Source organism: Hanstruepera sp. CR43, assembly GCF_055227665.1.
The window spans coordinates 177,215-194,744 of the sequence record NZ_CP200078.1; the positions used below are offsets into that span (position 1 = coordinate 177,215).

A 17,530-nucleotide genomic window follows, 5' to 3' on the forward strand; every position below is an offset into this window, starting at 1 on the left:
TGTTTTTCAGAGAATAGCTATTATCAATATTTTATCGATTAAATACATAAAAACACCTATAAAATACAATTTTTGTAGTATTTGTTTTACAATAATTATGTATTTCATCGAATTTTCACCCTTTAATATAATTTAAAAAAAACTGAATATATAGTTTAGCCCTAATTAATAGCAAAATAGCCCCAAATGAAGAATCATTATTTCAAATGGGAATTTCTGAAAATCAGGAATTTCATTATAGCCTTGTTTTTGTTTTGTACAATTTTATCGACAAACGGTCAGAATTATCCGACGCAAGACCAGTTGCCTAATGTAAACTATCAAAATTATCAACCTCCTTCTGAATCCATTCCAGGGTATTTAGAACCTTTTAATGAAGGAATGTCAGGTAGTAGCATCATGCGTATAACTGATGCGAATGTTTTTGGAGTTAATAACCAAAGGCTACGCCACAACTATTCCAAAGACCAAACTTGGAATTCCGATGAGACTTTAATTAAAATGGCAGGCTATCCAGCTGCAATTTTGGATGCACAAACGTATGAATTTCTGTATTGGAGTAATATTCCAAGTTATGGACGTTGGAGTAACACGCAACCAAATATAATTTACGGGTCTTCAGGGAATTCATTTGTTTCTCATAACATCAATACAAACCAACGTACAACGCTTCATACTTTTTCGGATTACAGTAGTATTGACTTTGGTTATGGTGAGGGCAATCAGGACAGATTTGATCGCTATGTAGGATTAATAGGCCAGCACAATAGTGGTAACAGGCATCTTATTGTTTATGATATTCAAAACGATGTGGTAACTGGTGTTAAGGATGTTGGTACTTCAGGGAACCTAGATTGGTTTTCAGTATCTCAATTGGGAGGCTATGCCGTGGCGCAATGGGTAACCAATGGTACTGGTCCCAAAGAGGGCATTAAGTCTTATGACATCAATATGCAAAATGAAACCCATGTTTATGAAATTACCCAACATGGTGATTTAGGTGTAGATGCTGAAGGCTATGAGGTTATTATAGAGTATGGAAATGAACCTGAATGGAACTCTGAACATAGTTTATATATGGCGCGTTTGGATGGTTCTCGTTATACGCCGTTATTTCCTTACATCAATGGGCGTGGAATTTGGGGAGGACATATTAGCTGCCGGAACTTCGACAGACCAGGCTGGGCCTATATCAGCGAACAGTGTTGCTCATCAAACCCAGTTGCTCCAAGGGAAATGTTTGCTATTAAGCTGGACGATTCTGGGACTATAGAGCGTTATGCTAAACATCATGCAGCCCCATCAACATATCTGCATGAAACACAACTGGTGCCTAATAGAAATGGTACCAAAATTATTTTTGCAAGTAATTGGAGTGATCCAAACGTTATGAGCCAAAATAGTCCTCCTGCGTTTGTACTTGAATATCCGCAAGGTAATGTTGGAATGACAGTTAATGCAGGTAATGATATTACTATTTGTGAAGGTGAATCTACAAACTTAACAGCCTATGGTACTGGAGGGAATAATTTTTCTTGGAGTACGGGTGAAAATTCTCAAAACATCGAAGTTTCTCCAACAGAAACTACAATTTATACGGTTACCTTGTCCGACAATGAAGGAAACAGTGTATCCGATTCTGTAACGGTAATCGTTAATCCTTTACCTATTGCCAATGCTGGAGATGATGTGACTATAAATGAAGGAGATTCGGTTACTTTATCTGCTTCAGGTGGTACAAATTATACTTGGAGCACTGACGAAAACACACAAGATATTACCGTTAGTCCGACTGAAACAACAACCTATACAGTAACGGTCATACAAAATGGATGTATGTCTGAAGATACTGTTACCGTTACAGTCATACCAACTCCCATAGAAGCCGATGCAGGTCAAGATGTTACCATTTGTGAAAATGATAGCGTGGTATTAACTGCATCAGGAGGATCGGATTATGCGTGGAGTACCGGTGAAACAACACAAAGCATAACGGTCAGTCCCAGTGAAACGACAACTTATACAGTAACTGTAACAGAAGGATCTCAATCTGATTCAGATTCTGTGACGGTTACAGTAAACCCAATACCAGTAGCCAATGCTGGCAATGATGTAACGATTATAGCAGGGGAGAGTACCACCTTAACGGCAACAGGAGGCGATACCTACCATTGGAACACAGGTGCCAATACACAAAGTATCACGGTCAACCCAAGTGAAACGACCACCTATAGTGTGGCCGTGACCTCAAATGGCTGTACCAGTAGTGATTCGGTAACGGTTACGGTAGAGCCCAATGTTACGGTAACAGCCAACGCTGGCCAAGATGTGAGTATCTGTGAAAACGAAAGCACAACGTTAACCGCATCCGGTGGTTCCAGTTACCAGTGGAGTACCGGAGAGAGCACACAAAGCATAACGGTCAGTCCCAGTGAAACGACAACTTATACAGTAACTGTAACAGAAGGATCTCAATCTGATTCAGATTCTGTAACGGTTACAGTAAACCCAATACCAGTAGCCAATGCTGGCAATGATGTAACGATTACAGCAGGGGAGAGTACCACCTTAACGGCAACAGGAGGCGATACCTACCATTGGAACACAGGTGCCAATACACAAAGTATCACGGTCAACCCAAGTGAAACGACCACCTATAGTGTGGCCGTGACCTCAAATGGCTGTACCAGTAGTGATTCGGTAACGGTTACGGTAGAGCCCAATGTTACGGTAACAGCCAACGCTGGCCAAGATGTGAGTATCTGTGAAAACGAAAGCACAACGTTAACCGCATCCGGTGGTTCCAGTTACCAGTGGAGTACCGGAGAGACCACACAAAGCATAACGGTCAGTCCCAGTGAAACGACAACTTATACAGTAACTGTAACAGAAGGATCTCAATCTGATTCAGATTCTGTGACGGTTACAGTAAACCCAATACCAGTAGCCAATGCTGGCAATGATGTAACGATTATAGCAGGGGAGAGTACCACCTTAACGGCAACAGGAGGCGATACCTACCATTGGAACACAGGTGCCAATACACAAAGTATCACGGTCAACCCAAGTGAAACGACCACCTATAGTGTGGCCGTGACCTCAAATGGCTGTACCAGTAGTGATTCGGTAACGGTTACGGTAGAGCCCAATGTTACGGTAACAGCCAACGCTGGCCAAGATGTGAGTATCTGTGAAAACGAAAGCACAACGTTAACCGCATCCGGTGGTTCCAGTTACCAGTGGAGTACCGGAGAGAGCACACAAAGCATAACGGTCAGTCCCAGTGAAACGACAACTTATACAGTAACTGTAACAGAAGGATCTCAATCTGATTCAGATTCTGTAACGGTTACAGTAAACCCAATACCAGTAGCCAATGCTGGCAATGATGTAACGATTATAGCAGGGGAGAGTACCACCTTAACGGCAACAGGAGGCGATACCTACCATTGGAACACAGGTGCCAATACACAAAGTATCACGGTCAACCCAAGTGAAACGACCACCTATAGTGTGGCCGTGACCTCAAATGGCTGTACCAGTAGTGATTCGGTAACGGTTACGGTAGAGCCCAATGTTACGGTAACAGCCAACGCTGGCCAAGATGTGAGTATCTGTGAAAATGACAGTACAACGTTAACCGCATCCGGTGGTTCCAGTTACCAATGGAGTACTGGTGAGACCACACAAAGTATCACGGTAAGCCCAAATAGTACCACAACCTATACAGTAACGGTAAGTGAAGGCAATGTGTCTGATTCAGATTCTGTGACTGTCACGGTAAACCCAATACCTGTAGCCAATGCGGGCAACGATGTAACTATTGAAAATGGAGATTCTGTTATATTAGGAGCTTCTGGTGGTACAGGGTATGTTTGGAATACTGGAGATACATCTTCTAATATTACGGTTAGTCCGAATGAAACAACAACTTATTCAGTAACAGTTTACATCAATGGTTGCTCAAGTACCGATTCGGTTACGGTTTATGTAATCGAGCCAGTTAATGCTTCTGTTAGTGATAATAATATTGAGATTTGTTTAGGAGAAACAACAACTTTAACTGCATATGGTGGAACGGAATATTATTGGAGTACTGGAGAGACAACACAAAGTATTGATGTGTCCCCAGAAGATTCTACCACGCATTATAGCGTAACCGTTTCTAATGGTATTTCTTCAGAAACTGTTACCGTACAAGTAATTGCCAATGACTGTGAAAGTTCAGTTGAAACATCAATCGAAACTTTTTATGATACATCAATAACGGTTTATCCAAATCCGGCTAGAAACAATGTTAATATTAGACTAACAGGTTTTACGGATGTTGCAAGTTTACAATTGTTTGATCTTTCAGGAAGACAACTCATAAACAAGGTTATTCAGCCAAGTACGAGACCTGTAACGCATAAATTGGATGTTAGTGATTTACCAAGAGGTATATATCTCGTTACAGTGACCCAAAATGGGCGATCATTCTCAAAACGATTGATTTTAAAGTAATTCAAGCTATTTAGAAATACGTAATAAACAAAAAGACCTGATTATATTCAGGTCTTTTTGTTTATTATAAGTCTTATCTATTATTTCCAGATAATTTCAGTAATGGTCGCAACACTATCACAATTTTCAATTTTTAAATCTAATTTAGAATCGTTGGCAGAGTTCTCTAAATAATAAATACCACATGGTTCTTTACGAGTATCGCTTTCTGCAAAAAGCACATGGGCATATTTTAAAATTGCACGAATTTGTATTGAGTCGATTTGATTTGCGGTAAATTCTTGTTGAATATTTTGTGGTATTGCCAATGTTTTATTGTTAATACTCTTCAATACACGAGCTTCGGGACCATAATCACATGAGACTTTTTTTCCATTTAAAAAAAAAGCCAAAACAATAAGTCCAATTGAAAAGCCACCCAAGTAATAACCAATTCTGTGTAATAATTTCACGTAATGTATTTTGTGTTAAAAACGAGATTAAAAAATCAGCAAATTGATATCGCTATGTTTTAAATCAAACCATTCGCCAACAGATTTGTTGGTCAAAATGCCGTGGTAAAAATACAATCCATTTTTTAAACCTCTATCAAATCGTAAAGAATTTTCCAATCCGCCTTCTTCACCTATTTTTAAGAGATAGGGTGTGAAAATATTACTAATCGAAATGGACGCAGACCGTGAATAACGTGCCGGAATATTGGGCACACAGTAATGCGTAACCCCATGTTTTACAAATGTTGGATTCTTGTGTGTCGTCACTTCACTAGTTTCAAAGCATCCTCCCATATCGATACTCACATCAATAATAACAGCACCAGATTTCATGTTTTCAACCATGGTTTCTCCTACAATTACGGGTGCTCTATTTTTTCCACGCACAGCTCCAATGGCCACATCACACCGTTTTAATGCCTTTGATAAATTTTTAGGCTGCAATGTAGATGTAAATATGGTACGTCCTAGATTGGTTTGGATACATCGTAATTTGGTTATGGAATTATCAAACACTTTAACATTAGCCCCTAATCCAATGGCACTTCTGGCAGCAAATTCACCCACAGTACCAGCACCCAAAATAACGACTTCAACAGGAGGTACACCACTAATGTTTCCAAACATTAATCCGTTGCCACTATTAACGTTGCTTAGCAATTCCGAAGCAATTAAAACAGATGCCGTTCCAGCGATTTCACTTAAGGATCGCACCGCTGGGTAGGCGCCATCTTCATCTCTAATAAATTCAAACGCTAAGGCCGTTATACGTTTAGCTGCTAAAGCTTCAAAATATTTTTTGGTTTGCGTTTTTAACTGTAAGGCAGAGATTAGAATTGACTGCGGATTAATCAATTTAATTTGTTCCAGGGTAGGAGGTTCTACTTTTAGGATAATGGGACAGCCATAAACTTTTGCAGCATCTTTAGATATTTCGGCACCAGCTTCACTGTAATCCTTATCACTAAAATTAGCCCCTTTTCCAGCACCAGACTCCAACAGAATTCTATGACCATTGGTTACCAAGGCAGAAACGGCATCCGGGGTTAAGCAGACTCGCTTTTCCTGATAAGCTGTTTCCTTGGGAATACCAATAAACAGTTCACCTTTTTGTTTTAATATCTCTAAAGTTTCTTCTTGAGGTAATAATTGTTGTTTGGTAAACGGTGATAAAGATTTAGACATCGATTTGACTAGTTAAATGGTTAGTCAAATTACGAATTAATTTTTGAAATTATAAAGATAAGAATTAAAAATACTGCTTAATTTTACCCCAAAAAGTGGTAGGTTTAATTTTAAATTCATCTTCTAATTCTTCCATTGATTTATCAGCAGTATTTAATTTATCAAACATACGAGCTCTGAGGAGGTAAATTGATGGAACAACAATCGCCATCACAGGAACCATATGCATCAGTTGGAATTGGTCAATATATCCAATATTTTGATTGAAAATCGGAATAATTTGATATATATACATGGCTATAGGTACTAATAAAACGTGATACCACCAATGACGACAGGTAAAGAACCAAATAAATACTAACAACAAAGGAAGTAGTTTGCTTGTTAATATCCACATAGCATAATTGGCACTTTCCCAATCATGACTATCATAGGAAAATAAAAAAGTGTTCCAGACCTGTTCGTCTGGAACACTTTCGTATAAGTAAGAAAAATAAGGAGTCAAAGCAATAAATGTTGCTATAACACTCCCTAGAATTAAACTTTTCCTAGCCGTTTGCTGGGATGTCTCTTTTCTTCTTTTCGATTTTTGTTGTTTGTTGTCCATCTAAATCAATAATGTTAGTTGCTTGCGCTGTGAACAACATACCGCCAAAAATTGCGATCGCTAATACATACTTTTTTGCTTTCATCTTATTAAGGGATTAATTAATTAATAATCCAAATGTATAGCCGAAGCATGTACTAAATAGGGTCGAAATGTTAAAATTATGTTAAAATCAACGATTTCTAATTTTTTCGTTACGGTTTTTCCGTAAAACGAGACAATTTAGGGCAATTTGTTGTTTCTGATCTTATAAAAATTTCTTATTTCAGCGTTACTTTTCGTTTATTATTATCTGATATTGACAACCAAATTTCATGGTAATCACTATCAAGATGGTTTTCAATTATTTCAGGCCATTCAATAAACAACCATCCAGTTGTTTGTAAATAATCTTCGATTCCAAAATCGAAAGCCTCTTCAACAGACTTTAAGCGATATAAGTCAAAATGATAGATTATATCTTGGCTCAAAGCATATTCATTGACTAGAGAGTAGGTTGGGCTACTAACGTCATCTTCACTTCCAAGTACCTGTATTAAAGCTTTAATTAATGTGGTTTTCCCAGTTCCCATGTTACCATGAAATAAAATCGTTTTAGATTTTACAGATTTAAGGATCTGGTTAGCAACATTATCAAGCTCATCTAAACTATATTCTATAGTCAATTCACTTCTTGTTTGCATGCAATATTAAGTATAAATATTGAGAAAAACTAATAAAAAGTGTATTTCATCGGATTTTTTTTGCATTACACGGAGTTATTTCGGACTCAAAACCACAAATGGAATAATCATTTCTTCCAGTGAAACACCACCATGTTGATAGGTGTTTCTATAATAGCTGACATAATGATTGTAATTGTTTGGATACGCAAAGAAGAGATCATTTTTTGCAAAAATAAAGGAGCTACTCATGGATATTGAGGGCAAGTGAATGGTTTTTGGGTCTTTAGCCACCAAAACATCTTTGTCTTCATAGGTAAGGCTTCTACCAGTTTTATAACGCAAGTTCAGACTAGTATCCTTATCACCAATCACTTTGGATGGGTTTTTAACATTTATGGTGCCATGATCTGTAGTCATGATAAGTTTGAAGCCCAATTGTTGGGCCTGCTGCACCATTTCTAACAAAGGCGAGTTTTTAAACCAACTTTGCGTCAAAGATCGATAGGCCTTGTCATTACTCGCTAATTCCTTAACAACATCCATTTCAGTTTTGGAATGCGAGAGCATATCTACAAAATTGTAAACGACTACAGTTAAATCGTTATCCTTCAGGCCTTTAAAATTATCCACCAATTTTTTACCATTCTTTAAGTTGGTAATCTTGTAATATTCATGTTTGAGGTGTGCTAATCCCAATCGCTTCATTTGAGCTTCTAAAAATTCAGCTTCATAAAGATTTTTACCGCCTTCGTCCGTATCATTTTTCCATAAGTTCGGGTGCATTTTTTCCATATCTGCTGGCATTAATCCCGAGAATATGGCATTTCTGGCGTATTGGGTTGCAGTTGGCAGGATACTAAAAAACGGTGTTTCTTGCTCTTTCTTGTAATAATTATTGACAATTGGTTCAAAAGCCTTCCATTGATCATAGCGTAAATTATCAATAACGACCAGCAATGTGGGCTGTTCTTTACTTAATTCTGGAACCACTTTATTTTTAAACAATGTGTGCGACATTGTAGGTGCATCAACATGTGGTTCAAACCAACTCGGATAATTTTTATCTATAAATTTTCCAAATTGTGTATTGGCCTCATTTTTTTGGGATTCTAGAATTTCAAACATACCAGTATCTTCAATATCCTCAAGTTGCATTTCCCAATAAATCAATTTCTGATATAGATTGGCCCACTCTTCAAAAGAATTGACCATAGTCAAATCCATAGCAATCTTTCTAAATTCCTGTTGATAATTGGACGTAGTTTTTTCAGAAACCAGTCGGGAGTGGTCCAAATTCTTTTTTATACTCAATAGTATTTGATTTGGATTCACAGGTTTTATAAGGTAATCGGCTATTTTATTACCAATGGCTTCTTCCATAATATATTCTTCTTCACTCTTGGTAATCATCACAACAGGAAGCGTATCGCGTTTTTCCTTAATTTCATTCAGCGTTTCCAATCCAGTTAGACCAGGCATGTTTTCATCTAAAAAAACGATGTCAAAATTTTGATCATCCAAAATTTCTACGGCTTCTGTACCACTCTTACACGTGGTTACCTGATAATTTTTTTGTTCCAAAAAGAGAATATGGGGTTTTAATAAATCGATTTCATCATCAACCCAAAGAATATTTATATTGTTCATGTATATTTGTTTATATAATTAAAGTAATAAGTCAGCTTGATTCCAAAAAACAAACTTAAAATATTTAACGACCCAATTTACGGTTTTATTACAATACCAAATTCGGATATATTTAATTTAATTGAGCATAAATATTTTCAAAGACTTCGCCGAATTTCGCAAATGGGCATGTCTTATTTAGTCTACCCAGGAGCGCATCACACTCGTTTTCATCATGCGCTGGGATGTATGCATCTCATGCAAAAATCAGTCCAGACACTTCGTTTTAAAGGCGTTAGTATTTCAAAGGAAGAAGAAGAAGCTTTGTATATTGCCATTTTGTTGCATGATATTGGTCATGGCCCTTTTTCACATGCCATGGAGCATAGCATTGTAAATGGCGTGAGTCATGAGCAAATTTCCTTGCTTTTTATGGAACATTTAAATGCTGAATTTAACGGAACTTTAACGCTTGCCATAGACATTTTTAAAGGAACCTACCATCGAAAATTCTTATGCCAGCTTATTTCTGGCCAATTGGATATGGATCGTGCCGATTATTTAAAACGGGATAGTTTTTACACGGGTGTATCTGAAGGAAACATCAATACTGAGCGTTTGATAACCATGTTGAATGTGGTAGATGACTCTTTGGTAGTAGAAGAAAAAGGTATTTACAGCGTTGAAAAATTTTTAGTGGCTAGGCGGTTTATGTACTGGCAGGTATATTTACATAAAACGGGTTTGGTAGCAGAACAATTGCTGACTAGGATGTTGCAACGGGCTAAAGAACTTACCAATAATGGTATGAAGCTTCAGGCTAGTGAAGCACTAGAATACTTCTTGGAACATGATGTATCAATCAAGGAATTTGATGAAAACACCTTGCACTTGTTTTCCCAACTTGATGATTATGATATTATTTCGGCTATGAAAGCTTGGCAATTTCACGATGATTTTGTGCTCCGAAATTTATGTGAAATGATCATCAATCGTGATTTATTAAAAATCAAGATCAAAAAGAAACCCATTAAGAACCAATTACTTGAGGAGCATCTTCAAAAACTGATGGATAAATACCAAATTTCAAAAACTGAAGCTAAATATTTCGTCTTCAAAGGTGAGATTTCAAATCAGGCTTACGAAGAAAAGTCTCAAAATATCAACATTTTATTCAAATCAGGAAAAATTCAAGATATCGTTAAGGCATCTGACCAACTGAACTTAAAAGCATTAACAAAACCAGTCACTAAATATTTTATATGCTATCCCAAAGATAAAATGTGACACATTTTTTCTATTTTTGCGCTTAATGAAATTCACAGCAGAACAAATAGCCGGTATTTTAGAAGGGGACATTGTGGGTAATGCCAAAGTAGAAGTCTCCAAGCTTTCTAAAATAGAGGAGGGAACCGAAGGTTCCTTAACCTTTTTGGCTAATCCAAAATATACACCATATATATACACTACCAAAGCATCGATTGCTATAGTCAATAAAAGCTTTGTACCAGAGCATCATGTGAATTCGACTTTGATAAAAGTCGATGATGCTTATAAATCGTTCTCTAAATTATTGGAATACTACAATCAAATAAAGTTCAATAAATCAGGAATTGATCAGCCAACTTCTATTTCAGATTCTGCTAAATTAGGAGACAATATTTATTTGGGAGCTTTTACATTTGTTGGTGACAATGTGAAAATAGGTGATAATGTTAAAATTTTCCCCAACTGTTACATTGGTGATAATGTGATTATTAAGGATAACACTATTGTATTTTCAGGAGTGAAAATTTATTCAGAATGTGTTGTTGGAAGTAATTGCGTGATTAATTCTGGTGCTATTATTGGAGCTGATGGATTTGGATTTACACCAAATGAAAAAGGGGAATACAGCAAGGTTCCACAAATTGGAAATGTTATTCTGGAAGATTTTGTTGATGTTGGTGCTGCCACTACCATTGATAGGGCTACTTTGGGTTCTACAGTTATAAGACAAGGTGTAAAACTTGACAATCAAATTCAAATTGCCCATAATGTAGAAATAGGTAAGAATACTGTTATTGCAGCACAAACGGGCATAGCTGGATCTACAAAAATTGGCGAAAATTGTCAAATTGGCGGACAAGTTGGTATTGTGGGTCATATAACCATTGGTAATAATGTCAAAATCCAGGCACAGTCTGGTATCGGAAGAAATGTAAAAGATAACGAAGTGATTCAAGGTTCACCAGCATTAAATTATGGTGATTTTAATAAATCTTACGTTCATTTTAAAAATCTACCTAAACTAGTTAAAACCGTAAACGAAATAGAAAAAAAAGTAAATGGGAATAATTAATACAGGAATTAAGCAGAAAACTATTGAGAATGAAGTGTCTCTCAAGGGTGTTGGATTGCATACTGGAAAAGATGTTACGTTGACATTTAAGCCAGCTCCTGAAAATACAGGCTTTGCATTTAAACGTATTGATTTAGAAGGTAACCCAATCATTGAAGCCGATGCTGTTTATGTGACAAATACCCAAAGAGGTACGTGCTTAGAGAAAAATGGAGTTACCATTCAAACGTGTGAGCACGTGTTGGCTGCTTTAGTAGGTTTGGATATTGATAATGCCATTTTGGAATTGGACGCATCAGAACCACCGATTATGGATGGCTCATCAAAATTCTTTGTTGAGGCTCTTGAAAAAGCTGGAATTGTTGAACAGGAAGCCACTAGAGAAGTTTATGAAGTAACGGATGTTATTTCTTACACCGATGAAGATTCCGGTAGTGAAATTTTGGTAATGCCCTCAACTGAATACCAAATCACAACTATGGTTGATTTTGGAACCAAAGTTCTAGGTACTCAAAATGCTTCCATTAAAACTATTTCGGAATTCAAGGATGAAATTTCTGATTCAAGGACATTTAGTTTTCTACATGAAATAGAAATGCTTTTAGAGCACGGACTAATAAAAGGAGGCGACCTTAATAATGCCATTGTTTACGTTGATAAGGAATTATCTCCTGAAACTATGGAAAAATTGCGCATAGCTTTCAAGAAAGATAATATAGCTGTAAAGCCCAATGGCATATTGGATAATTTGACGCTGCATCATCCTAACGAAGCGGCTAGGCATAAGCTACTGGATGTTGTTGGCGATTTAGCACTTATAAGAACTCATATTAAAGGTAAGGTTATTGCCAATAAACCAGGACATTTTGTAAATACGCAGTTTGCGAAGAAAATGTCAAAAATTATTAAAAATGAGCGTCGTAATAATGTGCCCAGTATCGATTTGAATCAAGATCCACTAATGGATGTCAATCAGATCATGAATATGTTGCCACATCGTCAACCATTTTTATTGATTGATAAAATATTTGAGTTAAGCGACTCGCATGTTATTGGTGTCAAAAACGTTACTATGAATGAGCCGTTTTTTGCAGGGCACTTTCCAGGAGCACCAGTTATGCCTGGAGTTTTGATAGTTGAGGCCATGGCTCAAACGGGTGGTATTTTAGTATTGAGCACGGTTCCTGATCCTGAAAATTATCTCACCTTTTTTATGAAAATTGACAATGTCAAGTTCAAGCAAAAAGTGGTACCAGGTGACACGCTAATTTTTAAGTGTGATTTAATTTCACCAATTCGTCGTGGTATTTGCCACATGCAAGGTTATGCTTATGCCAATGGTAAACTTTGCGCTGAAGCAGAACTTATGGCACAAATCTCAAAAGTAAAATAAATATGAACCGAGCCAATCCTTATATTTTAAGTTATTCGGTTAACCTAATAGGCGAACACATTTTCTCCTATTTATCAAAAACAAAATTACGAAAATGAACCAACCTTTAGCATACGTTCACCCAGGAGCAAAAATCGCCAAAAACGTGGTCATTGAACCGTTCACGACCATTCATAACAATGTAGTGATTGGTGAAGGTACATGGATCGGAAGTAATGTCACCATTATGGAAGGAGCCAGAATCGGTAAGAATTGTAATATTTTCCCAGGCGCGGTTATATCTGCTGTACCACAAGATTTAAAGTATAATGATGAAGACACAACAGTTGAAATAGGTGATAACGTAACCATTCGTGAATGTGTAACTATCAATAGAGGAACTACTGATAAAATGAAAACGGTCATTGGAAACAATTGCCTCATTATGGCTTATTGTCATATTGCACATGATTGTATTGTGGGCAACAATTGTATTTTTTCTAATAACAGTACCCTGGCAGGTCACATTACTGTTGGTGATTATGTTGTTTTAGCAGGAATGACTGCTGTTCATCAATTCTGTTCAGTAGGGAATCATGCTTTTGTAACAGGTGGGTCTTTAGTTCGTAAAGATGTACCTCCTTTTGTAAAGGCAGCCCGCGAACCTTTGTCTTATGTAGGTATTAACTCGGTAGGATTAAGAAGACGTGGTTTTTCAACCGAAAAAATTAGAGAAATTCAAGATATATATAGAATCTTATATCAAAAAAATTATAACAATACCCAAGCTGCTGAGATCATTGAAGCAGAAATGGAGGCTACTCCAGAGCGTGATGAAATTCTTCAATTCATTAAAGATTCGCAGCGTGGTATTATGAAAGGATATTTTAAATCAAATTAATTTATGGCTAGTACTTCAGATATTAGAAACGGATTGTGCATTAGATTCAATCATGATATTTATAAAATTATAGAGTTTTTACACGTAAAGCCCGGAAAAGGCCCTGCGTTTGTAAGAACTAAATTAAAAAGTGTTACCACTGGTAAGGTAATAGATAACACCTTTTCTGCTGGGCACAAAATTGAAGACGTACGTGTTGAAACACACAAGTTTCAATTTTTGTATCACGATGGTGAGTTTTATCACTTCATGAATCAAGAAGATTATACCCAAATACGATTAATGGAGGCTGCTTTAGACAGACCGGATTTAATGAAAGAGGGTGAAGTTGTGACTATTTTGATTAATTCTGAAGATAATATGCCATTGTCAGTCGAGATGCCCGCTAGTGTTATTTTGGAAGTAACCCACACCGAGCCTGGCGTTAAAGGAAATACGGCCACCAATGCAACTAAGCCAGCAACTGTTGAAACTGGAGCAGAAGTGAATGTCCCATTATTTATCAACGAAGGTGATAAGATAAAAATCGAGACTGAAAAAGGTACTTACAAAGAGCGTATTAAGGAATAAAGTGAAATTCCCTCATAAACATACTTTAAAAGAAATTGCCAATTTAATTGATGTTGATTATGTTGGTGCGGATGATTTTCCTGTTTTGGGCATGAATGAAATTCATGTAGTTGAGCCAGGGGATATTGTTTTTGTTGATCATCCTAAATATTATGATAAAGCTTTAAATTCTGCGGCAACGATTGTCTTAATAAACAAAAAGGTGGATTGTCCTGAAGGCAAGGCCTTATTGATTAGTGATGATCCGTTTCGGGACTTTAATAAGTTAACACGCCATTTTAAACCCTTTAAATCATCATCAAGTACTATTTCTGATAGTGCGGTCATTGGAGATGGTACCATCATACAGCCCAACTGCTTTATTGGTAATAATGTTATTATTGGAAAAAACTGTGTTATTCATTCTAACGTCAGTATTTATGACGATGCCATTATTGGAGACCATGTGACTATTCATGCAGGTACAGTTTTGGGAGCCAATGCGTTCTATTATAAGAAAAGACCAGAAGGATACGACAGATTATTATCTGGAGGAAGAGTCATCATAGAAAACCATGTGGATATTGGTGCGTTGTGTACCATTGATCGTGGCGTAACAGGTGATACCACTATTGGAGAGGGCTCAAAATTAGATAACCTGATTCAGGTTGGACACGATACGGTTATTGGAAAAAAATGCCTTATAGCATCTCAAGTTGGTATTGCAGGTTGTGTAGTTGTTGAAGATGAAGTGACGCTTTGGGGGCAAGTTGGTGTGAAGAGTGGCATTACGATATCAAAAGGCACCATTTTATATGCACAGTCTGGACTAGTTAACACAACCGAACCAGGCAAAACTTATTTTGGTTCACCGGCAGGTGAAGCTCGTGAGAAGTTTAAAGAACTGGCTTACATCAAACAGATTCCTGAAATTCTAAAAAAAATTAAAGAAAAATAAATGGCTTCCAAAAAGATTATCAAGGAATTTTTCAATTCAGATTTGGCCAATGATTTAAGCTTAATTGAAAAATTTTATCATAAAGATTGTGAGGTTCATTGGAATAGTAGTAAAGGTTACAGATTTAGGGATTTCAAGGGAACATTGGCTTTTTTTAAAGGTGTCACAGAATCGTATAGTAACCTACGGTTTGATACATCCCATTTATTGAAGGATAAAAATGCTGTTGTTGCCAGATACACGCTTTATGGAACCACCATCGAGTCGGCAGATGAAATGCCACTGGCACATTATGTATCAATCATTGAGTTTAAGGATGATAAAATATACCGTGTTTACGAAATGAGTCAACCAGCAGACCAGGTTACCTTAAATTCCAATTCATTTTAAAAAAGAAATCCAAAAATACTTTTATAAATACTGTTCAAAAGATTACTTTTGTAACGTTTTAAAAACAATAAAATTTAACTTAAATGAGCGTTTTAGTCAACAAAGATTCAAAAATAATTGTACAAGGTTTTACAGGTAGTGAAGGAACATTTCACGCTGGTCAAATGATAGAATATGGAACCAACGTTGTTGGTGGTGTAACACCAGGTAAAGGTGGGCAAACCCATTTAGATAAACCTGTTTTCAATACTGTTGAAGAAGCTGTAAAACAAGTAGGTGCTGACACGACTATCATTTTCGTTCCACCTGCATTTGCTGCAGATGCTATAATGGAAGCTGCAGATGCTGGAATTAAAGTTATTATCACCATTACTGAAGGTATTCCAGTTGCTGATATGATTACAGCAGCAAATTATATTAAAGGAAAGGATTGCCGATTGATCGGGCCTAATTGCCCAGGTGTTATTACACCAGAGGAAGCCAAAGTAGGTATCATGCCTGGTTTTGTTTTCAAAAAAGGAAAAGTAGGTATTGTGTCAAAATCTGGAACCTTGACGTATGAAGCTGCAGATCAAGTTGTCAAGCAAGGTTTAGGTATTACTACTGCTATTGGAATAGGTGGAGACCCAATCATTGGTACAACCACTAAAGAAGCTGTAGAGTTGTTAATCAATGACCCAGAAACTGAAGCCGTCGTGATGATTGGTGAAATAGGTGGTCAATTGGAAGCTGATGCTGCTAACTGGTATAAAGAGAGCGGTAGCAAAAAACCCGTAGTTGGATTCATTGCTGGTGAAACGGCACCTGCTGGTCGTACCATGGGCCATGCTGGAGCCATTGTTGGAGGAAGTGATGATACGGCACAAGCCAAGAAAAAAATCATGAGAGCTTGTGGTATTCACGTTGTAGATTCACCTGCTGAAATAGGTAAAAAAGTAGCCGAAGTATTGGCTTAATATGATAACATCAAGTGTTAAAAACCTTACAAAATCTTGTAAGGTTTTTTTATTTGATGCAACTTGTATTTATTATATTTGACAAACAACTAATCTCAACAACAGAAAATGAAATTATTAGAAGGTAAAACAGCTATAATTACAGGAGCCAGTAGGGGAATTGGACGTGGTATTGCTCAAGTATTTGCTCAACAAGGCGCCAATATTGCCTTTACATATAGTTCTTCGGTAGAAGCAGCAAATGAACTGGAAAGTGAATTAAATGCTTTGGGTATTAAGGCAAAGGGCTATAAAAGCAACGCTGCCAGTTTTCAAGAAGCCCAGGATTTAGCTGAATCTGTAGTAAATGAATTTGGTTCGATTGATATTTTGGTTAATAATGCAGGCATCACAAAAGATAACCTGTTAATGCGTATCAGTGAAGAAGATTTTGATAAAGTTATAGAAGTCAATTTAAAGTCTGTGTTTAATATGACCAAAGCGGTACAACGTACCATGCTTAAACAACGCCAAGGTTCTATCATTAATATGAGTTCTGTAGTTGGTGTTAAGGGTAATGCTGGTCAGACAAATTATGCAGCATCCAAAGCAGGTATCATAGGATTTTCAAAATCAGTTGCTTTAGAGTTGGGTTCTCGTAACATCAGAAGTAATGTCATTGCACCAGGGTTTATTGAAACGGAAATGACAGCTAAATTAGATGAAGATACCGTCAAGGGCTGGAGAGATGCCATTCCTTTGAAAAGAGGAGGAACACCCGAAGATATTGCAAATGCATGTGTGTTTTTAGCTAGTGATATGTCATCTTATATTACAGGACAAACTCTGAATGTAGATGGCGGCATGTTAACCTAATCATTTTTTAATATTTAATGGGTTCATATACTCTTTTATGGATAATATTATCTGGAATTCATAGCGCTATTACTAGCGCTTTTTCAGTATTGGTATCAATCTAAAAAGCGTTCGAATACTTACAGACT

15 protein-coding genes are annotated in these 17,530 nt (G+C 36.8%); 10 read left to right on the forward strand and 5 right to left on the reverse strand.

Translation table 11 applies throughout. The features are described from left to right. Positions 1-186: 186 nt before the first annotated feature. On the forward strand, positions 187-4,503 hold the full coding sequence (locus ACKXGU_RS00725) for a T9SS type A sorting domain-containing protein (RefSeq protein WP_463466170.1): 4,317 nt from the start codon (positions 187-189) through the stop codon (positions 4,501-4,503). Between the two features lie 80 nt (positions 4,504-4,583). On the opposite strand, the gene ACKXGU_RS00730 is transcribed toward ACKXGU_RS00725, so the two are convergent. From ACKXGU_RS00730 to porX, 5 genes are all read right to left on the reverse strand, one after another. Next, positions 4,584-4,955 carry a hypothetical protein gene (locus tag ACKXGU_RS00730; protein ID WP_463466171.1) on the reverse strand — a complete coding sequence of 124 codons (372 nt, stop codon included), beginning with the start codon at positions 4,953-4,955 and terminating at the stop codon, positions 4,584-4,586. A 27-nt stretch (positions 4,956-4,982) separates the two neighbouring features. Next, complete coding sequence (locus ACKXGU_RS00735; RefSeq protein WP_463466172.1) at positions 4,983-6,182, reverse strand: alanine dehydrogenase; 1,200 nt, start codon at positions 6,180-6,182, stop codon at positions 4,983-4,985. A 64-nt stretch (positions 6,183-6,246) separates the two neighbouring features. Beyond that, the gene (locus tag ACKXGU_RS00740) at positions 6,247-6,789 is read right to left on the reverse strand and encodes a hypothetical protein (protein WP_463466173.1); all 543 of its coding nucleotides are present in this window, start codon (positions 6,787-6,789) and stop codon (positions 6,247-6,249) included. A 260-nt stretch (positions 6,790-7,049) separates the two neighbouring features. After that, on the reverse strand, positions 7,050-7,472 hold the full coding sequence (gene tsaE / locus ACKXGU_RS00745) for a tRNA (adenosine(37)-N6)-threonylcarbamoyltransferase complex ATPase subunit type 1 TsaE (RefSeq protein ID WP_463466174.1): 423 nt from the start codon (positions 7,470-7,472) through the stop codon (positions 7,050-7,052). A 75-nt stretch (positions 7,473-7,547) separates the two neighbouring features. Continuing rightward, complete coding sequence (gene porX, locus ACKXGU_RS00750) at positions 7,548-9,101, reverse strand: T9SS response regulator signal transducer PorX (RefSeq protein WP_463466175.1); 1,554 nt, start codon at positions 9,099-9,101, stop codon at positions 7,548-7,550. 36 nt (positions 9,102-9,137) lie between these two features. Between porX and ACKXGU_RS00755 the strand changes: the two genes are divergently transcribed. The 9 genes from ACKXGU_RS00755 to fabG all read left to right on the forward strand — a co-directional run bounded on the left by ACKXGU_RS00755 (position 9,138) and on the right by fabG (position 17,402). Then, positions 9,138-10,367 carry an HD domain-containing protein gene (locus ACKXGU_RS00755; RefSeq protein ID WP_463466176.1) on the forward strand — a complete coding sequence of 410 codons (1,230 nt, stop codon included), beginning with the start codon at positions 9,138-9,140 and terminating at the stop codon, positions 10,365-10,367. A 25-nt stretch (positions 10,368-10,392) separates the two neighbouring features. Further along, positions 10,393-11,421 carry a UDP-3-O-(3-hydroxymyristoyl)glucosamine N-acyltransferase gene (gene lpxD / locus ACKXGU_RS00760; protein ID WP_463466177.1) on the forward strand — a complete coding sequence of 343 codons (1,029 nt, stop codon included), beginning with the start codon at positions 10,393-10,395 and terminating at the stop codon, positions 11,419-11,421. Continuing rightward, on the forward strand, positions 11,408-12,814 hold the full coding sequence (locus tag ACKXGU_RS00765; RefSeq protein WP_463466178.1) for a bifunctional UDP-3-O-[3-hydroxymyristoyl] N-acetylglucosamine deacetylase/3-hydroxyacyl-ACP dehydratase: 1,407 nt from the start codon (positions 11,408-11,410) through the stop codon (positions 12,812-12,814). Before lpxD ends, ACKXGU_RS00765 begins: the two co-directional genes overlap by 14 nt. Positions 12,815-12,908: 94 nt before the next feature. Next, positions 12,909-13,694, forward strand: coding sequence for an acyl-ACP--UDP-N-acetylglucosamine O-acyltransferase (gene lpxA, locus ACKXGU_RS00770; RefSeq protein ID WP_463466179.1), 786 nt, complete (start codon positions 12,909-12,911; stop codon positions 13,692-13,694). 3 nt (positions 13,695-13,697) lie between these two features. Then, positions 13,698-14,264 (forward strand): elongation factor P, encoded by a 567-nt coding sequence (efp, locus tag ACKXGU_RS00775; protein ID WP_463466180.1) that lies wholly within the window; start codon positions 13,698-13,700, stop codon positions 14,262-14,264. A 1-nt stretch (position 14,265) separates the two neighbouring features. After that, positions 14,266-15,201 carry a UDP-3-O-(3-hydroxymyristoyl)glucosamine N-acyltransferase gene (locus ACKXGU_RS00780; protein ID WP_463466181.1) on the forward strand — a complete coding sequence of 312 codons (936 nt, stop codon included), beginning with the start codon at positions 14,266-14,268 and terminating at the stop codon, positions 15,199-15,201. Then, a complete protein-coding gene (locus ACKXGU_RS00785) occupies positions 15,202-15,591 on the forward strand; it encodes a nuclear transport factor 2 family protein (protein ID WP_463466182.1) in 390 nt (129 codons plus the stop codon). Positions 15,592-15,674: 83 nt separating this feature from the next. Continuing rightward, positions 15,675-16,547, forward strand: coding sequence for a succinate--CoA ligase subunit alpha (gene sucD, locus ACKXGU_RS00790; protein WP_463466183.1), 873 nt, complete (start codon positions 15,675-15,677; stop codon positions 16,545-16,547). Positions 16,548-16,655: 108 nt separating this feature from the next. Then, complete coding sequence (gene fabG / locus ACKXGU_RS00795) at positions 16,656-17,402, forward strand: 3-oxoacyl-[acyl-carrier-protein] reductase (protein ID WP_463466184.1); 747 nt, start codon at positions 16,656-16,658, stop codon at positions 17,400-17,402. Positions 17,403-17,530: the final 128 nt, after the last annotated feature.

Excerpts from the sequence above, each read along its gene's own strand:
- ACKXGU_RS00740 (WP_463466173.1), bottom strand. The coding sequence starts at position 6,789 with ATGGACAACAAACAACAAAAATCGAAAAGAAGAAAAGAGACATCCCAG.
- efp (WP_463466180.1), top strand. The coding sequence starts at position 13,698 with ATGGCTAGTACTTCAGATATTAGAAACGGATTGTGCATTAGATTCAAT.
- ACKXGU_RS00785 (WP_463466182.1), top strand. The coding sequence starts at position 15,202 with ATGGCTTCCAAAAAGATTATCAAGGAATTTTTCAATTCAGATTTGGCC.
- lpxA (WP_463466179.1), top strand. The coding sequence starts at position 12,909 with ATGAACCAACCTTTAGCATACGTTCACCCAGGAGCAAAAATCGCCAAA.
- fabG (WP_463466184.1), top strand. The coding sequence starts at position 16,656 with ATGAAATTATTAGAAGGTAAAACAGCTATAATTACAGGAGCCAGTAGG.
- ACKXGU_RS00765 (WP_463466178.1), top strand. The coding sequence starts at position 11,408 with ATGGGAATAATTAATACAGGAATTAAGCAGAAAACTATTGAGAATGAA.
- tsaE (WP_463466174.1), bottom strand. The coding sequence starts at position 7,472 with ATGCAAACAAGAAGTGAATTGACTATAGAATATAGTTTAGATGAGCTT.
- ACKXGU_RS00735 (WP_463466172.1), bottom strand. The coding sequence starts at position 6,182 with ATGTCTAAATCTTTATCACCGTTTACCAAACAACAATTATTACCTCAA.
- ACKXGU_RS00725 (WP_463466170.1), top strand. The coding sequence starts at position 187 with ATGAAGAATCATTATTTCAAATGGGAATTTCTGAAAATCAGGAATTTC.
- sucD (WP_463466183.1), top strand. The coding sequence starts at position 15,675 with ATGAGCGTTTTAGTCAACAAAGATTCAAAAATAATTGTACAAGGTTTT.
- porX (WP_463466175.1), bottom strand. The coding sequence starts at position 9,101 with ATGAACAATATAAATATTCTTTGGGTTGATGATGAAATCGATTTATTA.
- lpxD (WP_463466177.1), top strand. The coding sequence starts at position 10,393 with ATGAAATTCACAGCAGAACAAATAGCCGGTATTTTAGAAGGGGACATT.